At 60.4% G+C, this 18,541-nt stretch carries 17 protein-coding genes and 1 pseudogene; all 18 read left to right on the top strand.

What is annotated here, in order from left to right; all coding sequences use genetic code 11:
- Positions 1-10: 10 nt before the first annotated feature.
- Positions 11-931: an FkbM family methyltransferase gene (locus CKO42_RS19760; RefSeq protein WP_200247803.1), complete on the top strand. Its 921-nt coding sequence runs from the start codon at positions 11-13 to the stop codon at positions 929-931.
- Positions 928-2,268, top strand: a complete 1,341-nt coding sequence (locus tag CKO42_RS19755) for a glycosyltransferase (RefSeq protein ID WP_200247801.1) — start codon at positions 928-930, stop codon at positions 2,266-2,268. Before CKO42_RS19760 ends, CKO42_RS19755 begins: the two co-directional genes overlap by 4 nt.
- Positions 2,265-3,419: a glycosyltransferase family 4 protein gene (locus CKO42_RS19750; protein WP_200247798.1), complete on the top strand. Its 1,155-nt coding sequence runs from the start codon at positions 2,265-2,267 to the stop codon at positions 3,417-3,419. Before CKO42_RS19755 ends, CKO42_RS19750 begins: the two co-directional genes overlap by 4 nt.
- Positions 3,416-4,906: an O-antigen polymerase gene (locus CKO42_RS19745; RefSeq protein ID WP_200247796.1), complete on the top strand. Its 1,491-nt coding sequence runs from the start codon at positions 3,416-3,418 to the stop codon at positions 4,904-4,906. The genes CKO42_RS19750 and CKO42_RS19745 overlap by 4 nt, the downstream gene beginning before the upstream one ends.
- Entirely contained in the window at positions 4,903-6,057 is a 1,155-nt protein-coding gene (locus CKO42_RS19740; protein ID WP_200247793.1) for a glycosyltransferase family 4 protein, read from the top strand. Before CKO42_RS19745 ends, CKO42_RS19740 begins: the two co-directional genes overlap by 4 nt.
- A 2-nt stretch (positions 6,058-6,059) precedes the next feature.
- Entirely contained in the window at positions 6,060-7,265 is a 1,206-nt protein-coding gene (locus tag CKO42_RS19735; protein ID WP_200247791.1) for a glycosyltransferase, read from the top strand.
- Positions 7,253-9,181: an asparagine synthase (glutamine-hydrolyzing) gene (gene asnB, locus CKO42_RS19730; protein WP_200247788.1), complete on the top strand. Its 1,929-nt coding sequence runs from the start codon at positions 7,253-7,255 to the stop codon at positions 9,179-9,181. The genes CKO42_RS19735 and asnB overlap by 13 nt, the downstream gene beginning before the upstream one ends.
- Before the next feature lie 82 nt (positions 9,182-9,263).
- The gene (locus tag CKO42_RS19725) at positions 9,264-11,021 is read left to right on the top strand and encodes a carbamoyltransferase family protein (RefSeq protein ID WP_200247785.1); all 1,758 of its coding nucleotides are present in this window, start codon (positions 9,264-9,266) and stop codon (positions 11,019-11,021) included.
- Between the two features lie 5 nt (positions 11,022-11,026).
- Positions 11,027-11,467, top strand: coding sequence for a class I SAM-dependent methyltransferase (locus CKO42_RS19720; protein WP_200247782.1), 441 nt, complete (start codon positions 11,027-11,029; stop codon positions 11,465-11,467).
- A 20-nt stretch (positions 11,468-11,487) separates the two neighbouring features.
- A complete protein-coding gene (locus tag CKO42_RS19715; RefSeq protein WP_200247779.1) occupies positions 11,488-11,658 on the top strand; it encodes a hypothetical protein in 171 nt (56 codons plus the stop codon).
- Between the two features lie 155 nt (positions 11,659-11,813).
- Positions 11,814-13,028, top strand: a complete 1,215-nt coding sequence (locus CKO42_RS19710; protein ID WP_200247776.1) for a Shedu immune nuclease family protein — start codon at positions 11,814-11,816, stop codon at positions 13,026-13,028.
- 29 nt (positions 13,029-13,057) lie between these two features.
- The gene (locus CKO42_RS19705) at positions 13,058-13,960 is read left to right on the top strand and encodes a glycosyltransferase family 2 protein (RefSeq protein ID WP_200247773.1); all 903 of its coding nucleotides are present in this window, start codon (positions 13,058-13,060) and stop codon (positions 13,958-13,960) included.
- Between the two features lie 65 nt (positions 13,961-14,025).
- Positions 14,026-14,988: a UDP-glucuronic acid decarboxylase family protein gene (locus CKO42_RS19700; protein WP_200247770.1), complete on the top strand. Its 963-nt coding sequence runs from the start codon at positions 14,026-14,028 to the stop codon at positions 14,986-14,988.
- Positions 14,989-15,291: 303 nt separating this feature from the next.
- Positions 15,292-15,756, top strand: coding sequence for a helix-turn-helix domain-containing protein (locus CKO42_RS19695; RefSeq protein WP_200247768.1), 465 nt, complete (start codon positions 15,292-15,294; stop codon positions 15,754-15,756).
- Positions 15,753-16,325, top strand: a complete 573-nt coding sequence (locus tag CKO42_RS19690) for a VapC50 family PIN domain-containing toxin (protein WP_200247766.1) — start codon at positions 15,753-15,755, stop codon at positions 16,323-16,325. The genes CKO42_RS19695 and CKO42_RS19690 overlap by 4 nt, the downstream gene beginning before the upstream one ends.
- A gap of 68 nt (positions 16,326-16,393) precedes the next feature.
- Positions 16,394-17,068: pseudogene (locus tag CKO42_RS19685) on the top strand (NAD-dependent epimerase/dehydratase family protein); the annotation flags it as partial.
- A 69-nt stretch (positions 17,069-17,137) separates the two neighbouring features.
- Entirely contained in the window at positions 17,138-17,962 is an 825-nt protein-coding gene (locus tag CKO42_RS19680; protein WP_200247764.1) for a YdcF family protein, read from the top strand.
- A partial coding sequence (locus CKO42_RS19675; protein ID WP_200247762.1) for a DUF2887 domain-containing protein occupies positions 17,959-18,541 on the top strand: 583 nt, incomplete at its 3' end. The genes CKO42_RS19680 and CKO42_RS19675, both read left to right, overlap by 4 nt.

Below are 18,541 nucleotides of genomic sequence, written 5' to 3'. Positions count from 1 at the left end.
AACTATTGACATGACGGATTCTGATTTGACGTTAATCTCGCAACCGCCAAAGCTCAGTTTTCGTAAGAAAATAAGAGTCCTCTTGCGTGCCTTGCGTCAATTTTCCGGGTGGTATCAGCGCCTTTTGGCGGAGGAAGTTTGGCAGCAGATGAAATGGCATGGTGCAAGAATTTTAGTGCCTGCGGGGGGGGGGCATTTTGCGATTTTCACTCCAGTCGCCGAAGGCGATGAGCAGGGAATGATTCAGCGGACGCACCGTATCTTTGATCACCATACCTATGCGCCTTACACGCAAGCAGAGAATCACATGTTTATTCAGGCTGCTCGCGGTAAGAAAAGGTTTCTCGATATTGGTGCGGCGGAAGGATATTATTCAGCGCTTTTCTCTGCAATTGCTGGCAGTGACGCTGAAATTATTTCAGTTGACCCGATGGATCCGGGTTGGGTGGGTGAGGGGCATCTGGAGTCGGTGCGGACACAAAATCGCAAGTTTCACAAAAATAAACGATGGGAGATTGTTCGTGCTTACCTGACGGATAACACAAACGCTATTGATCCGGCGGCGCAGGTCGAATCCGAATGCGAGGTAATGACGCTTGTGCAGTTATGTGACAAATTTGATTTTAGGCCAGACTTTATAAAATTAGATATCGAGTCCTGGGAGTGGGAGGTTTTATTGAGTTCAATCGACTTTTTGCGTGAAATAAAGCCCACTATTATTTTGGAACTGCATGGTTCCATTTTGAGGGACCGCGGTCTATCTCCTTCTGAATTGGTTGAGCGTATCAAGTCTGTCGCTGGTTACAAGGTTGCATTCCAGGAAGCACGGAGTCTTGAAAACGCTGATAACAGCCATTTAGTTTTGCAGCCGGTTACAGCTAAGACTGAGCCGCTCTCAGACGCTGCCCGAAGTCGTCATACAACCGCATGATCACTGTTATTCATCTGCCCGTTTCTTATCTCCCTTGGACCGTCGGTGGAAAAGAAATTTTTACGCATAGCCTCGCAAAGGCACAGGCCAGCCAGGTGATAGAACCAACCATCGCTATCCACCAGGACCGTAACGGTACCCAATCCATCGGTACCCATCAGTATGAGGGTATCCCGGTTGAGGTCATGCCCAGTCTGATGGGGACGACAACCCGACGAGCGGTCTACGGCTGTCTGCCTGATGCGGCGCCGGGTTTCGAGCAGTTGCTGCAACAAAAACATCCGAACATTGTCCACTTCCAAGACTTTTCCGTTGGGGCAAATCTGCTCCATATGCGCGCAGCCAAGGCGGCGGGTTGCGGGATTGTGCTGACCTATCACTCGCCCGGCCAGGTCTGCACGCAGCGCTCACTGTTGTACCGCGGGCAATCGGTCTGCGATGGTCGCTTGGACGAACAGCGCTGCACCCGCTGCCGCCTCGGGGTGTTGGGCGTGCCTGAGTGGCTGGTTTCGGGGATCGGCCGAATCGGCAGCCTGGGCTTTCCTGTTGACACCAAGAATCGCTTGGGGCGTGCCATGACGGTCCGGGCGACGGTCCAGCTGTTTCAGCAGGCTTGGGAAGAATGTATCTCGCTAGTCGATCGCTTTACCGTGCATGCCGATTGGTGTGCGGAGTTGTTGCTGACCAATGGTGTGCCACCCGAAAAGCTGGTGATGGTGCGCTCGGGTTGGCATGGAACGGCGGCGCCTGTTGCTGATCAAGAGGGCAGTAGGCAGAGCCACGGCGAGCCGCTCCGGGTGGCCTTTGTGGGTCGCGCCGACCCAGTGAAGGGCTTGCATGTGCTGATAGATGCGGTGCGCTCGCTGCCGCAGTCTTTACCGATCGAAGTAGGTTTTTTCGGGCCTTATTGGTCCGAGGCCTACGGTGTTGGACTGGCGCGGCAGGTTCGGGGTGACGGCCGGTTTCAGACGCCGGAGCAACTGGCGCCCACCGACCTGATGCAGCGTCTCGCAGCTTACGATGTGTGCGTTGTTCCCTCGCTATGGCTGGAAACCGGCCCGCTGGTGGTGTTGGAAGCCTTTGCCGCCGGGCTGCCGGTGGTGGGCAGCCGCTTGGGTGGTATTGCCGAGCTGGTCTCTGACGGTCAGGACGGGCTGTTGTTCGAGCCCGGCAACGCGGCGGAGTTAGCCACCTGCCTGCGTCACCTGGCCGATGAACCGGCCTTGCTGGAACGTCTGCGCAGCGGCATCCGTCAGCCGCGCACCATGGCGGATGTAGCCCGGGAGATGGCTGATCTCTACCGGGAACTGATCGACGAGGGGACACAAACGGCATGACGCAGACCTTTTTGGCCGCTGTTGGAGATGCAAACGACCCAAGCGCATTTGGGGGGACCCCGTTTCATTTGCTGCAAGAAGGAATGTGTCAAGGCTTCCTAACCGAGGGCTTGCCATTAGGGGCTGATAGCTTGCTTTGGAAAAGTCGACGATATTTTTGGAATTTGCTATCAGTTGTTTGGGGGCGTGGATTGGGCGGTTATCAATTCTCAGATATATTTATGGAGAAGCTCTGGGGGCCTTATCGATCGAAGCTGGTCGGGAATAAAGTAATTAATCTCAATCAGCTCTATCCTTCAACTGTTTGTCAGGACCGGGCAGTCGAAAAATGGTTTTTTATCGACCAGACACTAAAGCAACTCTTCGATACCTATGGTATTCGGAGTGGCATCAGTAAATATATTGCCGAAGATGCGTTGGCTCGTGAGGCTGATGGCTATCAACGAGCCAAAGGGGTTGTTGTCATCAGTCATTTTGCCGCACAAAGTTTGTATCTCGATTATGGTGTAAGCCCGGATAAGGTGTTTGTTGTGCCGCGCGGCGCCAACCTAGATCGCGAGGCTTATCCTTTATGGGCACAAACAAAAAGTAATACCAAGCTAAAAGAGCGATACCCCTTGCGGCTGGTGTTCGTTGGCAAGCATCCTGAGCGTAAGGGCTTGGACCGCCTGCTTCGGGGGCTGACGCTGGCCCGCGCCGAGGGTGCCAACTGCACGCTTCGGATCATCGGCTGCACGCCGGATGACCTGGCGCCCGAACTCAGGGATACCCAGGGTGTTGAGTGGATCGGCTTCATCGACAAGCGGCGCGATGGCGTGACCTACCTGAATGCGGTGGGTGAATGCGACATCGGCTGCCTCCTCTCTCGCGCGGAGGCGGGCGGGATCGGCCTGCGGGAGTACCATGCCCTCGGTCTGGCGGTGATCGGGCCGGACGTGGGGGGCTCGCCGGACCATGTCATTCCGGAGGCGGCACGATTGGTCTCGCCACTGGCAAGCGATGAGGACATTGCGGCATTGATTCTGGAATTGGATGGGGACCGTGACGCGGTGCAGCGGATGCGCGAGGTTTCCTGGAAGCGTCGGCGAGAAGTGACCTGGGAGGCCAGTGTGGAAAAGCTTGCAGCGGTCATGGCGCGCGCGGGCGCATGAACAGGACTGCGCAAACGGCCGTTCAGCCGGCCTGGTTGCAGCAGGGGGCGATGCCGGCGCGCGCGCACGCGAGGCTGCCGCCTTCCTACGTGCCGCTCTTGGGAGTCGCGACCATCATCAGTGTGGTTGCGGCGCTCACAGACTCGATGGCCATGGTGATCTTGGCGACTTGGGTCAGCGTGGCGGTTGGGCTTTACGTGCTGGTGGGAGATTCCTTGCTGATGTGGCGCCGAGGCGGCATCGTCGGTCGCTTGGCGGTGAACTTCGGCATCTTTTACTGGTTCTGGCTCGGGGCTTGGCAATCAGCGGGTCTTGATCCTGCCTTTCCGTCACCGGATTTGCTTTATCCAGGATTCGGGGCGCTGGTGCCGCCGCGTGTGGTGGCGATCAGCCTGGTTGGCGTCAATCTGTTCGCGCTGACCGCGATGTTGGGCTGGAGGCACCTGCCGCAGCCACATCGGTTGATCGCGCGGTTGGCGGACCGGCTGGATCCCCAACCGGCGAATTGGCTAGACCTGGTGGCACTGGGATTGGCTTCGTTGGCCTGGGTCAGCGTGTTCCTCGCCTATCAGGGGAATCTGGTCGCCGCTGTGCAGGACCTGCTGCTGATGCGCGCGGGCGGCAAGACCGGTCCGAGCGCTGATGTGGGGCTGCTGCATCATCTGCATCTGTTGGGCGTCTTTGGCGCGGCCCTGGGCCTGGCGCGCATCGTGCTGAAGTCACCGGGATTACGCTGGGCACGGTATCTTGCGGTCGGTTTGATGTTTCCGCTGCTGTTCTTTGGCCAGGGTAGCCGGTTCAATCTTGGCTATTTGCTGTTGCCGGCCATGCTGATCCTGATGGCGCCAGCCCGCCATCGGCTGAAGTGGAGCAAGCGACGGACAACGGTGGTTGTTTTTGTGGCTGTCGGGGCGCTGCTGATCCTCTACCAAGGGGCGATCCGAACGGTAGGCATCGATGCGGCGCGTCAGACAAACGTCGATCTGACGGCAGGGCTCTATGGTCATGATCATTTCGGGGCCATGATGGTCGCCGTTGATCTAGCGGATGCCAACGGGTTCTACATGGAGCCGATGACACCCTTTTTTATTACCCACTTTATCCCGCGTCAATTTTGGCCCAGTAAGCCTTACCCCCAATCCTGGCTCGACTATAACTTCGCATGGACTCAGGGGAACGCCTTTAATGTCACGCCCTCCATTACCGGTCAGTATTATCTCAACTGGGGATATGCCGGTGTACTCTATATCGGGTTCTTCATTGGTTGGTTAGCGCGATTCTGCGAGACTTGGTTTTCCCGGTTGGACATCCGACGGCAATTGATGAGTGCGACGGTTGCGGGGTTGTTGCTCGGATTTCTCTTCCTGTCATTTCGGTTTTTTTACCCCTTGTATTTCGCTTATCCGCTGTTTGGCTTTTTGGCCTATCGGATTTTGTCGCGCCGCATGCCTCGGCAACGGCAGGGGCCTGGTGGTTCCGGACGATGAATATCGATTTGCGAATCAGTCCGGCCGACAGCTTACGCGTCCTGCTGATCTACCAATTTTTCGGTCCTTACCATCTGGCTCGCTGGCAGCACTGGCGTGGTGTGGCGACGGCGCTGGGCTGGACACCGCTGGCATTGCAACTGTTTCGCAAGCCCGACCTTTACCAGTGGCAACCCTCAGGGGACCAGGAGCATTGCTTCGTCGATCTGGGTCTTGAGACGGCGGGGCGGGACCGCTTGGCTTGGCGGGATGTTCCGCGCCTCATTGGGGCGCTACAGCGATTGCGGCCGGATGTTGTGGTCGTCAATGGCTGGGGGATGCGTGATGCGATACTCGCGCATCTCTGGTGCCGGCTGTCGCGGATGTCGCGGGTTGTGGTCAGCGACAGCCAAGCGATCGATTTTTCGCGCTCAGCGCTCAAGGAGGGCATCAAGCGCACCATTCTCAGCGGGACGGGGAGCGCCTTCGTGGCAGGCGAGCCACATCGCCGTTATGCGATGGCGCTCGGGGTGCCGGCATCTCGGATCACCTTCGGCTGCGATGTGGTCGATAACGCACATTTCAGGCCTGCCCGGCTCGCGCGTCAGCTTGGCTGGTATCGACTGCTTTCGGTCGCTCGACTTGCGGAGCAAAAGAATCTGCTATCGGCCGGGAGCGCCTTCCTGGCCTTCGTCGCCAATCGACCGGCCGCCGAGCCCTGGCAGTGGTCGATCGCCGGCTACGGCCCACTGCAAGCGGAGATCCAAGCCATGGCCAACTCGAGCGGCGGTCGGATTCGATTGCTCGGCGCCGTCGATTATGCCGATCTGCCCGCAACCTATGCCGCCGCCGATCTTTTTTGGCAGCCCAGTCGTTGGGAACCTTGGGGTTTGGCGGTGAATGAGGCCATGGCGTCCGGCCTGCCCGTGCTGGTCTCGGCGCGTTGTGGATGCCAGGAGGATCTGGTCACCGATGCGACGGGCTGGACCTTTGATCCCTTGGACGAGGACGACATGACGCGAGCACTGAACCGCGCCGCTGACGCGCATGCTGCATGGCCCGCGATGGGACGCGCAGCCGCTGAACTGATCGGGGACTGGGACTTACCGCGATTTTCCGAGGGGCTTGCACAAGCGGTTCGCTTGGCAATGGCATCGGCGGAGAAGCGCTGACGATGGGCCTACGCGTCTTGCATGTGGTGCCGGGGCTGGATCCGGCGGCCGGCGGTCCGTCGCGCAGCGTGCTCGGATTGGCCCGTGCGCAGGCGGCGATCGGTGCCTCGGTGACGTTGGTGGCATGCGGCACAGGGCAGGTCTCCGCCAGCGAGATGACGGGGTCGGGGGACGCGGCTGTTGGCGCGCCCAATGCCTTGTTGATCCGCCTGGGGCCCTTCCTGACCCAGCGGTTTGCCATCCCTGGGCCGCGTTTGATGTCCATCCTGCATCGGTCTATCCAAAGGGCCGATATCGTCCACCTGCATAGCCTTTGGAACGGCGTCATCACCCAAGCGGGCTGGTTCGGGCGTTTTTGTCGCAAGCCGATGGTGTTGAGTCCGCGGGGCATGCTCGACGCGCATAACATGCGGCGGCGTGAAGGGTTCAAGCAGTGGTATCTGCGCCTGGTGGAGCAGCGCAATCTGGAGGCGCTGGCCGCGTTCCACTTTCTCGACGAGACCGAGCGTGCCGGCTGTGATTGGCTGGCACCCGCGCGCGAGCGGCCCTGTGTGATCCAGCCGAATGGACTCGACCTGGAGGGTCTGCGGCAGCGGCTCGCGTCGGTGCCCGCGGATCTGCCGTCGCGCGCGGTTCCTGACCCGGCGGCGCGGCATCTGGTCTTCCTGGGGCGCTTGAACGTCATCAAGGGGCTGGAGCTGCAACTCGAAATCCTGGCCCAGCTGCGCGCGGCGGGCGAGCCTGCGCACCTGCATTGGATCGGTCCGGACGACGGCGAATGGCCCAAGTTACGTGAGCTGGCCACCCGGCTCGGGGTGTCGGATGTGCTGCATTGGCATGGCCCGGTGTATGGAGATGAGCGCCTCGGCTGGTTGCGCGCGGCCGATGCGGTGCTGCTGACCTCGCATTACGAGTGCAACTCGAACATGGCGGCCGAGACCCTGGCGGTGGGTGGCGCGCTGGTTGCTACCGATACCTGCCATCTGGATCGAGCGGCCTTGGCTGGCGCGGCGCGGGTGGTGCCGCGCCAGCCTGGCGCGCTCAGTGCGGCGCTGCTCGAGCTGTTTCATGATGCGTCGGCCACCGCCGCGCTGCGGGGTGCGGGCATCGCCTTTGCGCGAGCGGAACTGGATTGGGCGCCCCTCGCGGCGCGGATGCTGATCTTCTATCAAGGGTTGCTGGACGGGAGCCGGACATGTGCGGCATAGCCGGTATCGTCGGGCCCGATGCGCCCTGGCTGGAGCCCGCGTTGGCGCGCATGACGCGGGTGCAGCAGCATCGGGGGCCGGACGACGAGGGGTTGGCCTGGTCCGCCATCGGCGCGGCACGGATCGGTCTGGGTCACCGACGGCTCTCCATCCAGGACCTGTCGGCAGCTGGTCATCAGCCCATGGCGCACCCGGAGACTGGCGATCGCTTGGTCTTTAACGGTGAGATCTACAACGCGCCCGCCTTGGCCCGCGAGCTCCGGGCGGAGGGTGTGCGCTTTCGCGGACACAGCGACACCGAGGTCTTGCTACATGGCCTGCGTCGATGGGGCACCGATTGTCTCAGCCGGCTTGAGGGTATGTATGCCTTCGCCTGGCTCGATCAGGTCAGCGGCAGCTTGGTCTTGGGGCGTGATCCGCTGGGCATCAAGCCGCTTTATGTCAGCCAGGCTGGTGGCCGTTTGCTGTTCGCCAGCGAGGTGCGGGCACTGTTGTCGACGGGTCAGGTGGACGACGCGCTGGATGATCGAGGCTTGCTCAGCCTGTTGGCTTACGGCTCGACACAGGCGCCCTGGACGCTATTCCGGTCCATTGAGGTCTTTCCTGCGGGCCATTGGCAGCGAGTTGATCTGAATCCAAGTGGCCAGGCCGTTTGCCATCAGCCTGTGCCGCATTGGCGCTTCCCCGTTCCACACGCCGGCATGTCGCATGAGGATGCGGCGCAGGCTGTGCGTGCGCAGCTGACGCGCTCTGTGCAAAGCCATTTGCTAAGCGATGTGCCGGTCGGGGTGTTCCTGTCGTCTGGCTTGGATAGCACCTTGGTGGCGGGGCTCGCGGCGCAACAGGGCACGGACCTGCGCGCCTGTACGGTTGGCTTTGCTGACGCGCCGGATCAGAGCGAGGCGACCCTGGCGGCCGAGACAGCGCACGCCTTTGGTTTGCCTCACGATGTCCTGTGGCTAGAGCAGAAGGATGCGCTGGCGGCGGTGGTACCTTGGCTGGATGCCCTGGATCAACCATCGATGGATGGGCTCAACATCTTTGTGATCGCGCGTCGCGTGCGTGCGGCGGGGCTCCTGGTCGCGCTCTCTGGGCAAGGCGGGGATGAGTTGTTTGGAGGCTATCCGTCGTTTGCCGATGTACCAGCCCTGATGCGCTGGCTGCGCTGGCTGGACTGGGCACCGGCAGGGCTGCGCGCACGGCTCGCGGCGCCCCTTTCGATGGGCAGGGGCCTGGCGTTTCGCGAAAAGCTCGCCGATGTGCTGCGTGCTGGCGCCGATCTTGTCGCCTTGGGCTTGCAACGGCGTCGCTGTTTCAGCAATGCACAGATTCAGGCCTTGCTGGGCGGTCGGGATGTTTCCGTGGCTTCGGGTGCTGGGTTTATCGACCAGTCACAATTGTTGGACCTGCCAATCGAGCGACACGATCCCGTGCATGCCATCAGCCTGCTCGAATCACGGTTTTATCTGGGCAATACGCTACTGCCGGTGGGCGACAGCACGGGCATGGCGCATGGGCTCGAGATCCGCGTGCCCATGCTCGATCGGCCTTTGCTGGATTTGGCGCTGAGTCTGCCCGGTGCGGTCCGCCTGCCTGAAGGGACAGCAGACAAGTCGCTGCTGCGCAAAGCGTTTCCGGACCTGTTACGTCCAGCCCTGTTGCGGCAGTCGAAGCGCGGGTTTGTCATCCCTGTCAGGCGTTGGATGCAGGGCGAATTGCGGCCGGTCTGTGAGACGGCGCTTGGTGTCTTGAAGACACATCCGCAATTCGATGCTAATGCCATCACGGCAAGCTGGGATCAATTTCTCAAAGCCCCGGAATCGCCGCTATGGTCTCGGGTTTGGCTGCTGGTTGCATTGGGGTGGTATTTACACCAGGCCCCCTCCTTTGGCGTGCAACCCATTGCGGATGCCTGATCGCTGTTGAGCCTTTTGCGATCGATCGTCTGATGCTGACTGATGTCGTGGGGCGCTAACTCATTTTCGGAGAGGAATTGCTATGTCCGCCATTCTCGGTTTCAACGCCTTTCATGCCGACTCGGCCGCTTGCCTAGTCGTTGATGGTCAACTGGTCGGTGCCGTTGCGGAAGAGCGCCTCGGCGATCGTCAGAAGCACAGCCCCGCCTTCCCGGCAAATGCCATCCGGCGGTTGCTTTCGGATGCGGGGCTGCGACTGCGCGATATCACCCACGTCGCCATGGCGCGCGACCCTTCCGCAAATCGTGCAGCCAAGGCGGCCTATGTCGCGAAGAACCCCTTCAAGGCGGCCGGCGCGGTCGTGGAGCATCTCGGCCGCAACCGTCGCACCCAGAGTACGCTGGAGCAATTGGCTGAAGTCTGCGGCGAAGATCCAGCGCAGGTGCGCTTCGAGACCGTTGGCGTAGAACATCATTTAGCGCACATTGCTAGCGCCTACTACCTGTCGCCCTTCGAGGAGCTGACTGCCGGATTCTCCTACGATGCCTCGGGCGACTTCGCGAGCATGATGGCGGCGCGCTGCGAGGGCACGCGCATCGAGGTGCTGGACAAGGTCACGCTGCCGCATAGCCTGGGCTTTTTCTATACCGCCCTTTGCCAGTTCATCGGCTTCGATGAATTCGGCGAAGAGTACAAGGTGATGGGCCTGGCGCCTTATGGCGAAGACCAATATGGCGAGCTGATGCGTGAGCTAGTAAGGCTCGACGACAGTCACTGGTATCGGCTGGCGACGGACTACTTTGGCATGCACGAGGGCGGTGAGAGTGGAGCAGTGGACGATACCCAGCGCATCATCATGGGCCGTTTTTTTACTGATCGCCTGATCAAGGCGCTGGGCACGCCCCGCCGGCGTAACGATCCGCTCACGCAGCGCGAGAAGGACATCGCGCGCTCAACCCAAGTGCGGTTCGAGGAGGCGGCAATCCACTGCATGACGCGGCTGCAGGGGCTGGTGCCGACGTCGCGGTTGGCGATGGCCGGCGGCTGCGCGCTCAATGGCGTGGCCAATGCGCGGATTCATCGGGAGACTCCGTTTAAGGATCACTATCTGCAGGCGGCGGCCTCGGACGATGGCATCTGCCTGGGCGCGGCCTTCTGGTGCTGGCATAACGTGCTGGGTCGCTCGGAGCGCTTCCACATGCAGCATGCCTTTTGGGGGCCTGAGTATCCGGACGAGCGCATGCGTGCGGTCGCCGAGGGGAGCGGTTTCAAGGTGCATGCCTGCGCTGACGACGGAGAGCTGGTGGAGGTGGCGGCCAACCTGATCGCTGATGGCCTGGTCACCGGCTGGTACCAGGGGCGCAGCGAGTGGGGTCCGCGTGCCCTGGGCAATCGCTCGATCCTGGCCAACCCGGCGATCCCGACCATGAAGAACACTATCAACGCCAAGATCAAGCGCCGCGAGTCCTTCCGGCCCTTTGCGCCGAGCGTGCTGACGGAGGAAGTCCCGACCTACTTCGAACAGACGGTCGATAGCCCCTTCATGCAGCATGTGGTGAAGATTCGCCCCGAGTGGCGGGAGCGCCTACCAGCAGTGACCCATGTGGATGGCACCGGCCGCCTGCAGACGGTCGACAAGCAGAGCAACCCGCTCTATCACGCCCTGATCAGCGCCTTCCAGCGGCGCACTGGGGTGGGCTTGGTACTGAATACCAGTTTCAACGAGAACGAGCCGATCGTGGATACGCCGGAGCAGGCGCTGGATTGCTTCGCGCGGACGGATATGGATGCCTTGTGCTTGGGACGGTATGTGCTGACGAAAACGCAAGGGGACGCCTGAAGACCATGGAGACGGATATCTCGGGCTATCGGTACGCGACCGCACAGGCGGGTCACCATCATGCCTACTTGTTGCCGACTGTGCTCAAGGCGCTCGAGGGGCTGAATCTGCCAAAAGGCGAGCGACGCTTGTTCGAGCTTGGCTGCGGTAACGGCAGCATGGCCAATGCGCTAACCGAGTTCGGCTGGGACGTGACGGGCGTCGATCCGTCCGCCGAAGGGGTCGCACAGGCTCAAGCCGCCTATCCGCACTTGAAGCTCGAGCCCGGGTCTGCCTACGACGATCTGGCCGCGCGTTATGGACGCTTTCCGATCGTGCTCAGCCTCGAGGTGGTGGAGCACGTCTACGCACCCCGGGACTATGCCCGGTCGGTCTTTGATCTGCTTGAAGGGGGGGGGGGGTGGCGATCCTCTCGACCCCGTATCACGGCTACTGGAAGAACCTAGCGCTTGCGCTTGCCGGGAAGATGGACGCGCACTTCACCGCGCTCTGGGATCACGGCCACATCAAGTTCTGGTCGATCAAGACCCTGGGCGAACTGCTGCACGAGGCGGGCTTCGTCGACATCCGCTTCGAGCGCGTCGGGCGGGTTCCGCCGTTGGCAAAATCCATGGCTGCGATAGCGCGCAAACCATGAATTGAGCCACCGCTCTCCTCAGCACTTGTGTGTCGCAACGGACTTCGCTCGATCCAGCGTATCGCGGCGCAACGTGAGCAAACTCATGGACAGTCTAAGCGCTTGGGCAACGGCTTGCATCTGCTGGTGTCGGTGGAGGACTAGGAGGATGAATCTTGATCCGGCTCTCTAAACAGAATGACCAGCTGCTGCTGGAATATCACTCTGTAAGAGATAGCGCTCTTTGGGTAGACGATAAGCTGCAGCAGGATGGAAGTATAACTCTGCGCCGTACATTTACCTTTACATCCCCTGATTTGATTGTCCAACAAGAATCATCTGAAGATGAGCGTGTGTTTTTGCTGGGCGTTTTAGAAGACCGCTACTACAAAATCAGCAAGGACATTCTCGGTATCAAGCACGACCTAAGGCTCGATGCCAACATGAGAATTATTCTGGGAACGTTCATCGCACAACGGGATATCTCGGTATTCAGAAAAATTGATGATCTGATTGATGAACCCATCACCATAGGTGGAGAAAGCGAAAATGCTATCTCGTTGGCTGAATTCAATTTACTCCTGAAGACCTTCCCGACCAGCACCGAGCTAACACATTACGCGAGATCCCGGATTGCAAGGGTGCTCAAAGACTATTTCGGGACGATCTCAGATGCCGAGGGGAAATTAAACCAGTACTTGAATCGCAAGAATAAACTGCCTGCTCAATCCCGCGAAAGCATTGTTTCGAGCTTCGAAGTACAAAAGTTCGAGTATGTCTATGCGGAACTAGAGGACATGCTATCCGATGTTGATAGTTACGTTGAAAAAAATTGGCAGAAAAAGATATTAGGCTTGCTGTTGTTTGTTTTTCCTAAGTATGTTGCCGTTCTTGAGAATGTTCATATCAAGGATTTCTACTCGAATCAATCCAAAGTCATCGACCGATATATTGACCTGACGCTGGTTGATTACAGTGGCAGCATAGATATCATTGAGCTTAAAAAGCCGTTTTCGAATGCGCTGGTGTCTCGCTCTACATACCGCGACAACCACACGCCGCGGAAGGAACTGGCTGGATCTGTGATGCAGGCAGAAAAATACCTATTCCACCTCAACAAGTGGGGCCGTGCTGGAGAGCTGGAAATCTACAACAAGCGCAAAGCCGAACTTCCCGCAGGAATCGAACTGAAGATTACCAACCCAAAAGCAATGATCCTGCTTGGGCGGGACAATGATTTCGCGGGTCAACAGCATTTTGACTTTGAAATCATTCGGCGCAAATACGCCAACATGCTCGACATTATGACCTATGACGATCTGCTGCGCCGAGTATCAAACATCATCGAAATGATGAAACGCGAAAGTTCATCAAGTTCAAGCAGGCGCTGAAGCGACTGCGCGCGCTTTGAATTCAAATGATGCAAGAGCCTTCGAAACTCCCTGTCACGATCCTGCTCGCCGCCAAGAATGAGGCAGTGAACCTGCCGCGTTGCCTGGGAGCGCTCGGGCCAGCACAGCGGGTCATCGTGCTGGATTCTCACAGTACGGATGCCACCGCCGAGATCGCGCGGGCGCATGGCGCGGAGGTGGTGCAGTTCGACTATCACGGAGGCTATCCGAAAAAGCGCCAGTGGGCGTTGGAGCAGCTGCCGATCGAGACGCCTTGGGTGTTCTTCCTGGATGCGGATGAGGTGGTGCCCGATGCGCTGTGGCAGGAGATTGCGACAGTGGTTTGGCAGCCGGACGGCTGCGAGGCCTATCTGATCCGCAAAGGATTCCATTTTCTGGGTCGGCGCCTGCGCTATGGCGGCTTCTCGCATGCGGCGGTGTTGCTATTGCGCACCGGCAAGGGGCACTTCGAGCATCTTTTCGATGATGCGGCGGATAGCTTGGATATGGAGATCCATGAGCGGGTGGTGGTGCAGGGGCGCGTCGGCTCGCTGAAGACGTCGCTGATCCATGAGGACTTTAAGGGGCTGGAGGCCTACATCACGCGCCATAACAAGTATTCGACTTGGGAAGCGCGGGTCCGCCACCGTTATCTGACCACGGGCCGCTATGGCGAGACGACGATTGCGCCACGGCTGTTGGGCAATGCGCAGGAGCGTCGTCGGTTTCTGAAGGCGCTGATCATCCGGCTGCCGTTTGAGCAGCACCTCTGGTTCCTCTATCACTATGTCGCAAGGCTGGGCTTTCTTGAGGGCCAGCCGGGGTTGATCGCCTGTCAAATCCGGTCCAGCTATATCGCCCAGGTGCGCGCGAAGATGGTTGAGCTGAAGTTGCAGGCCGCGCAAGCGCAGCGCCAAGCGCTAACCCGCTGACCAACCCCATTCCTCAAACCAACCCATTCCCCAAACCCTTCGCCCTCCAGTCAGGACGCTCACTGATGAATTACGCTTTGAGAAAACGGATTCTGGTCACCGGCGGCGCCGGCTTTCTCGGCTCGCATCTGTGCGAGCGCCTGCTGGCCGATGGCCATGACGTGATCTGTGTCGATAACTTCTTCACCGGCACCAAGGACAACATCGCACCGCTGCTCGATAACCCCTACTTCGAGCTGATGCGCCACGATGTGACCTTCCCGCTCTATGTGGAAGTGGACGAGATCTACAACCTGGCCTGCCCGGCCTCTCCGGTGCACTACCAGCACGACCCGGTGCAGACCACCAAGACCAGCGTGCATGGCGCGATCAACATGCTCGGCCTGGCCAAGCGGGTGAAGGCGAAACTCTTCCAGGCCTCGACCAGCGAGGTCTATGGCGACCCGAGCATTCACCCGCAGACCGAGGACTACTGGGGCAACGTCAACCCCATCGGCCCGCGTTCCTGCTACGACGAAGGCAAGCGCTGCGCCGAGACGCTGTGCTTCGACTATCGCCGCCAGCACGGCCTGCGCATCAAGGTGGCGCGCATCTTCAACACCTACGGACCGCGCATGCATCCCAACGACGGACGGGTGGTCTCGAACTTCATCGTCCAGGCGCTGTGCAATGAGCCGATCACGCTCTATGGCGAAGGCACCCAGACGCGCTCGTTCTGCTATGTCGATGATCTGATCGAGGGCTTCGTGCGGCTGATGAACAGCCCGGATGCGCTGGCCGGCCCGGTGAATCTCGGCAATCCGGGCGAATTCACCATGATCGAGCTGGCCGAGGCGGTGAAAGAGCTGACCGGCTCGCGCTCCGAGCTGGTGCACCAACCGCTGCCCCAGGACGACCCGCGCCAACGCCAGCCGGAGATCAGCCTCGCGCGCGAGCAGCTGGGCTGGGAGCCAAAGGTGGCGCTGCGCGAGGGGCTGCGGCCGACGATTGCGTATTTTGACGCGTTGCTCTCGGCTTCCGCCGGATAATCCGGCCACCTCTCCCTCCGTCATCGCAGTCATGCCCTCCGTGATTCCGGCCGGGAAGCCGGAATCCAGCGCAGGGAAAGCAACCTCGCGGCAGGCATCAAAGCTCAGCAGTCAACCGCCCGTTCACCATCCCTGGCCTGGGTCCCGGCTTCCCGGCCGGGACGACGGGGCCATGGGCCGGGACGATGGGTGCCAGCGACGACATCTGTCCGACGAAAGCGAGCCCTTATGGCGTTATTGTCTCTTTCGTTTATTTCGGTTATAAGCCGCCCTAGTGCTGGTTGAAATTTCGAAGAGGCTGTTATGACCACCTTGTTACCCACCCGCCAGCTACCGACGGCAGAAGAGATCGCGCTTGCCCGGGAGAGCGGCCGGGTTCTGTCAGCCCATCTGCAAACCCGTGCCGAGACGCAGCAGATTGAGATCTTCGACAACAAGGGCTCATCCCACGCGGTTCGCATGCCGGTGTCGGCGCTGCGTTTGCTTGTGGATGTCCTGACCGAAATTGGCGAGGGCAACGCGGTCAGCATCATCCCGATCCATGCAGAGCTCACGACCCAGGAAGCGGCGGACGTACTCAATGTTTCGCGCCCGTTCCTTGTCCAGCTGCTGGAATGCGGCGAGATCCCGTTTCACAGGGTTGGCACACATCGACGCGTCCGCTACCAGGACGTGGTCGACTATAAAGCGCGCATCGACGCCGAGCGCAGCAAGGCGCTCGATGTTCTGACTGAGCAGGCCCAGGAGCTTGACATGGGGTATGAATGAGCTCCCACTTCACCGTCGTCTACGATGCATGTGTGCTCTACCCGGCACCCCTGCGCGATTTTCTGATGCGCTTGGCGCTGACGGATCTGTTCCGGGCGCGCTGGTCTGACATGATTCATGACGAGTGGACAAGAAACGTCCTCGCGCAGCGGCCAGACCTGAAGCCAGAGAACCTGACGCGCACCCGCACGCTGATGAATGCCCATGTGCGGGACTGTCTCGTGACCGATTTCGACCATCTGATCGCGTCCGTAGAACTGCCGGATGAGGACGATCGCCACGTCGTAGCAGCCGCCATTCACAGTGGTGCGAGTCTGATCGTGACGTTCAATTTGAAGGACTTCCCGCTTGAGGAGCTCAGGCGCTATCACCTAGCTGCACAGCATCCTGACGATTTCATCGTCGACCTGCTCGACCTGCACCCGGGTCGAGTGTGCGAGGCAGCCGCCAAGCACCGCCGATCGCTCAAGAACCCGCAGAAGACAGCAGATGAATACCTCGATACGCTGCGTACGCAGGGTCTTACGCAGACCGTTGGTCTGTTGCGGGAGTGGAAGGTGGCGATCTGACGCCTGGCTGGCCAAGCATTGAGCAGTCCCTTTGGTTTCTCGGTCAAAATGCTCCAAGGCTGGGCCTTCTCTTCCAGGCCTCGACCAGCGAGGTCTAGGGCAACCCGAGCATTCACCCGCAGACCGAGGACTACTGGGGCAACGTCAACCCCATCGGCCCGCGCTCCTGCGACGACGAGGACAAGCGCTACTGCGACGATGAGGACAAGCGCTCCTGCGACGACGAGGGCAAGCGCTGCGCCGAGACGCTGTGTTTCGACGATCGCCGCCAGCACGGCCTGCGCATCAAGGTGGCGCGCATCTTCAACACCGACGGACCGCGCATGCATCCCAACGACGGGCGGGTGGTGTCGAACTTCATCGTCCAGGCCCTGCGCAACGAGCCGATCACGCTCTATGGCGACGGCACCCAGACGCTCTCGTTCTGCTATGTCGATGATCTGATCGAGGGCTTCGTGCGGCTGATGAACAGCCCGGATGACCTGACCGGCCCGGTGAATCTCGGCAATCCAGGCGAGTTCACCATGATCGAGCTGGCCGAGGCGGTGAAAGAGCTGACCGGCTCAGGCTCCAAGCTGGTGCACCAGCCGCTGCCCCAGGATGATCCGCGCCAACGCCAGCCGGAGATCACCCTCGCCCGCGAGCAGTTGGGCTGGGAGCCAAAGGTGGCGCTGCGCGAGGGGCTGCGGCCGACGATTGCGTATTTTGAGGACTTGCTCCGTGGCGGGCTATCCAATGGTTGAGCCTTCTCATCGACCAGGGCTGTAAGCGTTTTCCAACCTAAGGCGTCTGGTTTGATCGATTGGCTCGACATGCAACGCTTCGCGACGGCCTTGGTCATGCCGCTGTCGCTGGGGTTGCTGCTCGGGTTGGCTGGTCTCGTCTTGGTGTGGCGGGTGCGGTGGCTCGGTGTCTTCGTTGCTGGGCTGGGTTTGGGGCTGATCGGGGCTTGCTCGTTGCCGGCGGTGGCGACGGCTTTGATGAGTCAGCTCGAGCGGGATTATCCGCCGCAGGCCGCAGCGGATTGTGAGCCGGCTGATGCCATCCTGGTGCTGGGTGGTGCCGTACAGCCGCTGTTGATTGGGGATCTGCGGCCGCGACTGCATCGGGGTTCAGATCGGGTCTGGGAGGCCGCGCGGCTGTATCACGCTGGTTGTGCGTCGCAGGTGGTGGTCAGCGCAGGCGGCAAGCTCGAGCCGCCGATCGCTGCGCCGGAGGCTGAGGCAATTGCCGAGCTACTGACCGCTCTGGGGGTGCCGCGTTCTGCGCTGCGCCTTGAGACGGAAAGCCGCAATACGCTCGGTAATGCGCGCTCAAGTCGCGAGGTGCTTGACTCATCCGGAACGCGGCGGGTGCTGCTGGTGACCTCTGCCTGGCATTTGCGTCGAGCGGTGGCGATTTTCGAGCAGGCGGGGTTTGATGTGGTGCCGGTTGGTGCGGATTATCGGTCCATCAGCAGCTGTCGCGGCCTTCAGTGCTGGCTGCCGAGCGCTGGTGCGCTTGAGGCGAGCGGGCTGGCGCTGAAGGAGTTCTTGGGGTACTTGGTGCAGGTGCAGTTGCGCAAGCGTTCAAGGGGACGGACCACGTTTTTGTCTCTATCCGAGCGCGTTGGTCTTCGTCTATCCTGCCGATCATGAAGACCGACCACCCGATCTATCTGTTTCTGCGCAGCGGCCCCGAGGCCTTTCGGGTGCTCACCGGCGGACTGCGGCTTGAAGGCGCCTACAAGGTCTGCTCGCTGACCCTCAAAAGCCTCGAGCGCCGCCTCGATGGCTTGGTCGCGCCCGACGGCCACTCAGGCCCCGCCTATGTGGTCGAATTCCAGGCCCAGCCCAAGGCTAAGTCCCTCTACAACCTCGCCGCCAAGATCGGGCTCTATGGCGAGGAGAACCCCGAGCATGAAGTCCTCGGCATGGCCGTGTTCCTGCGCGCGGCGGATATTCCCGAGCGACCGCACTGGGTGCATGCCCCAGGCTCGCCGATCCGCTGCATCAGTCTCGACAGCTTCCTGCGCGAGTGGCTCGCGCGCGAGCCCGACAATCCCTATGTTGCGGTGTTCGCCCCGCTGATTATCGAGACGGATGCCGAACTGACGCAACGCGCCCCGCTGCTCTGGCAGACGATCCAACAAGCGCCGCTTGGCGCAGAAACCCGCGAGACGTTGTCAGAAGTGTTGGAATTCTGGTTTTTTGAACGCTTCAGCCGCTATACCGATG

The organism is Lamprobacter modestohalophilus (genome assembly GCF_016583905.1).
GTDB classification, from domain to species: domain Bacteria; phylum Pseudomonadota; class Gammaproteobacteria; order Chromatiales; family Chromatiaceae; genus Lamprobacter; species Lamprobacter modestohalophilus.
This window is presented reverse-complemented; position numbering and strand designations above follow the sequence as displayed.

Bases quoted from the DNA above. Each gene is read 5' to 3' on its own strand.
- CKO42_RS19760 (WP_200247803.1), top strand. From the start codon at position 11: ATGACGGATTCTGATTTGACGTTAATCTCGCAACCGCCAAAGCTCAGT.
- CKO42_RS19755 (WP_200247801.1), top strand. From the start codon at position 928: ATGATCACTGTTATTCATCTGCCCGTTTCTTATCTCCCTTGGACCGTC.
- CKO42_RS19750 (WP_200247798.1), top strand. From the start codon at position 2,265: ATGACGCAGACCTTTTTGGCCGCTGTTGGAGATGCAAACGACCCAAGC.
- CKO42_RS19745 (WP_200247796.1), top strand. From the start codon at position 3,416: ATGAACAGGACTGCGCAAACGGCCGTTCAGCCGGCCTGGTTGCAGCAG.
- CKO42_RS19740 (WP_200247793.1), top strand. From the start codon at position 4,903: ATGAATATCGATTTGCGAATCAGTCCGGCCGACAGCTTACGCGTCCTG.
- CKO42_RS19735 (WP_200247791.1), top strand. From the start codon at position 6,060: ATGGGCCTACGCGTCTTGCATGTGGTGCCGGGGCTGGATCCGGCGGCC.
- asnB (WP_200247788.1), top strand. From the start codon at position 7,253: ATGTGCGGCATAGCCGGTATCGTCGGGCCCGATGCGCCCTGGCTGGAG.
- CKO42_RS19725 (WP_200247785.1), top strand. From the start codon at position 9,264: ATGTCCGCCATTCTCGGTTTCAACGCCTTTCATGCCGACTCGGCCGCT.
- CKO42_RS19720 (WP_200247782.1), top strand. From the start codon at position 11,027: ATGGAGACGGATATCTCGGGCTATCGGTACGCGACCGCACAGGCGGGT.
- CKO42_RS19715 (WP_200247779.1), top strand. From the start codon at position 11,488: ATGGACGCGCACTTCACCGCGCTCTGGGATCACGGCCACATCAAGTTC.
- CKO42_RS19705 (WP_200247773.1), top strand. From the start codon at position 13,058: ATGCAAGAGCCTTCGAAACTCCCTGTCACGATCCTGCTCGCCGCCAAG.
- CKO42_RS19700 (WP_200247770.1), top strand. From the start codon at position 14,026: ATGAATTACGCTTTGAGAAAACGGATTCTGGTCACCGGCGGCGCCGGC.
- CKO42_RS19695 (WP_200247768.1), top strand. From the start codon at position 15,292: ATGACCACCTTGTTACCCACCCGCCAGCTACCGACGGCAGAAGAGATC.
- CKO42_RS19690 (WP_200247766.1), top strand. From the start codon at position 15,753: ATGAGCTCCCACTTCACCGTCGTCTACGATGCATGTGTGCTCTACCCG.
- CKO42_RS19680 (WP_200247764.1), top strand. From the start codon at position 17,138: ATGCAACGCTTCGCGACGGCCTTGGTCATGCCGCTGTCGCTGGGGTTG.